The 2,877-nt window shown below is 58.1% G+C and carries 4 protein-coding genes; all 4 read left to right on the forward strand.

Annotated elements, in window-relative coordinates:
* A partial coding sequence (locus tag QCE79_RS39140; RefSeq protein ID WP_309854565.1) for a phage tail assembly chaperone occupies window positions 1-580 on the forward strand: 580 nt, incomplete at its 5' end.
* Window positions 581-603: 23 nt separating this feature from the next.
* Complete coding sequence (locus tag QCE79_RS39145) at window positions 604-936, forward strand: hypothetical protein (RefSeq protein WP_309854568.1); 333 nt, start codon at window positions 604-606, stop codon at window positions 934-936.
* Window positions 937-983: 47 nt separating this feature from the next.
* Window positions 984-2,156, forward strand: a complete 1,173-nt coding sequence (locus tag QCE79_RS39150; protein ID WP_309854570.1) for a phage tail sheath protein — start codon at window positions 984-986, stop codon at window positions 2,154-2,156.
* 64 nt (window positions 2,157-2,220) lie between these two features.
* On the forward strand, window positions 2,221-2,730 hold the full coding sequence (locus tag QCE79_RS39155) for a phage major tail tube protein (protein WP_309854573.1): 510 nt from the start codon (window positions 2,221-2,223) through the stop codon (window positions 2,728-2,730).
* Window positions 2,731-2,877 lie beyond the last annotated feature (147 nt).

Raw genomic sequence — 2,877 nt, forward strand, 5'->3', positions numbered from 1 at the left:
ATTCGCTGTATGTCTACCTCTGGCAACGCATCAGCTAATCATGAAGATTCCAATCCTTTTCGACACCAATGCCAACCGTCATGCCGCGCATTCAGCTCGCAGCACCAGCGCGATATTGCACGAAGCGCCGGTGATCCGCGATCCGTATGAGATCGGCACCGTCACGAACCCTCAATGGATGGATCACGAGCAAAAGCAATGCATCCGCTGCACGGTGACGTTCCCCAATCATCCGATGGGCATCACGGAACCACAGGTCTTCTTTGCTATGCCCACTGACGTTGAAGCGCACGGTCGGGCGTTGTTCGCCCGATTGGTCGCGGGGGAGTTCGGTCCAATTGCCAACTACGTGGAGGATATGGAAGTCATCGCAGCCCAAGCGCGCGAGCAGCGCGACGAACGGCTCGCCGCGACACAGTGGCTAGTCGATCGGCATCGTGACGAGCAAGACGCGGGCGTGCCGACGACGTTGGATGCTTCCACTTTCAAAGCGCTCGTCGTCTATCGCCAGGCGCTTCGCGCAGTGACCGCTCAACCCGGCTTTCCGAAGCACATCGTGTGGCCGGTTTCACCCCTGTAAATTTCTCATTAGGAACACTTGATATGCCGCTCAAAAAAATCGTTGAAATCGCCTCGATTGGCGTTCCTGCATCGTTTCATGTCGTCCGCCGAGTGACCGTCGATATGCAGTTGAAGCAGAGCATCGTCGAGGTCGCAAGCTTCTACAACCGCGAGGTCGCACAACAAGGCGCGCAGTCGATCGGTATCGCGACCGTCCAAATAGAAGGCGTGCCGGGGAAGGGGGAAGACCTGACTCGATTTGCCGAACGAGTGCTGATCGAACAGCCCCCTGAGCGCATCGACTCGTGTGCGCTCCCGCCCAATCGGTTTGTGTTCACCGAGGCCGAAGTGGTGCCTGACGTCACATCCTCGTAAGCCTCACCTCCCGTATCTACTCACCCTTATCATCGGAGTCTTACACCATGCCAACCGATTATCACCACGGCGTTCGTGTTATCGAAATCAATCAGGGCACGCGACCCATTCGCACCGTGGCCACCGCTGTCATCGGCGTGGTGTGCACGGCAGACGATGCGGACGAAAACGCCTTTCCCTTGAATACGCCCGTTCTGCTCACGAACGTCGTCGACGCGCGAGGTAAAGCTGGCAAAAAGGGCACGCTCTCTACCACGCTTCGCGCCATCGGCGCGCAGACGAAGGCCCTTACTGTTGTCGTGCGGGTGGCCGAAGGTAAGGACCAGGACGAGACGGTCGGCAATGTAATCGGGACCGTGACGAGCGACGGCCGCTACACCGGCATGAAAGCCTTTCTTGCCGCGAACGCAAAGCTGCATGTCACGCCGCGCATCATCGGTGTGCCGGGACTGGATCGGCCGGAAGTCGCCGCCGCCATGCTGCCGGTTGCGCAGTCGCTGCGCGCGATGACGTATGCGTTCGCGTGGGGTTGCAAAACCAAGGAGGAGGTCGCCGCGTATCGAGACCAATTCGGCCAGCGCGAGATCATGCTCCTGTGGCCTAACTTCATCGCCTGGGACACCGACGCGAAGAAAAACGTCGAGGTTCCGTCAGTGGCGTACGCATTAGGTCTGCGTGCGAAGATCGACGAGCAAATCGGTTGGCACAAGACGCTCTCGAACGTCGCCGTCAATGGCGTCGTGGGCATCTCGGCTGACGTCTCGTGGGGCCTGCAAGATCCGGCTACCGACGCGGGTTATCTCAATGAAAAAGGCGTCACAACGCTCATCAACAAGGACGGTTTCCGGTTCTGGGGCTCGCGCACCTGCTCCAGCGATCCGCTCTTTGCGTTCGAGAACTCAACGCGCACCGCGCAGGTGCTGGCCGATTCGATTGCGGAAGCACAAATGCCCGTTGTGGACGGGCCGCTTCATCCATCACTGCCGCGCGACATCATCGAAACGATCAACGGCAAATTCAGGGCGTGGATTTCACAGGGCTATCTGATCGGCGGTTCGGCCTGGTTCGACCCTGCGCCGAACACGACCGACACCCTGAAGTCGGGGCAGTCGTTCATCGACTACGACTATACGCCCGTGCCCCCGCTTGAAAACCTCGTGCTGCGACAACGCATCACAGACCGGTATCTCGCCGACTTTGCCTCGCGCGTGAGTGCGTAAGGATTTGCCTTAACCGTTAGCGTCACCGTGACCAGCTGCGTTACCCCTTCAAGGAGCTAAAAACATGGGTATGCCTCGCAAACTCAAAGGATTCAACCTGTTTCACAACGGCGAAAGCTTTCTTGGGCAAGTCGCCGAAGTCACACTGCCCAAGCTCACCCGCAAGATGGAGGACTATCAGGGCGCAGGCATGAGCGGGCCGATCAAGATCGATTTCGGTCAAGAGGGCATTCAGATGGAATGGACGTGCGGCGGCTTGATGCGTCCTGTACTCGCACAGTATGGCGTGACCACGCACGATGGCGTGTTGCTGCGCTTTTCTGGCGGCTACCAGTCCGAAGACGCAACCAGTGTCGATTCGGTAGAAATCGTCATCAAGGGTCGGCATAGCGAGATCGAGATGGGCACAGCGAAGGCCAAAGACGACACCGCGTTCAAGGTCACGACCGTCGCAAGCTACTACAAACTGACGATCAACGGTCAAGAGCTCATCGAGATCGACTTCATCAACTCGATCGAAAAGATCAACGGCAAGGATCTATTGGCCGCGCTGCGCAAAGCGATCGGCATTTGAGCTGGGGCGCAGCGCTCACAGTTCCTTCACCACTTTGACTGACAGAAACGAATATGGAAACCAATCAAATCGATAACGAACCGAAGGCCGATGCGAACACGCACACGCTCGACACGCCATTGGTGCGCGGCGAGCAGACCATCACCA

Source organism: Caballeronia sp. LZ003, from assembly GCF_031451465.1.
In the GTDB taxonomy this organism is placed as follows: domain Bacteria; phylum Pseudomonadota; class Gammaproteobacteria; order Burkholderiales; family Burkholderiaceae; genus Caballeronia.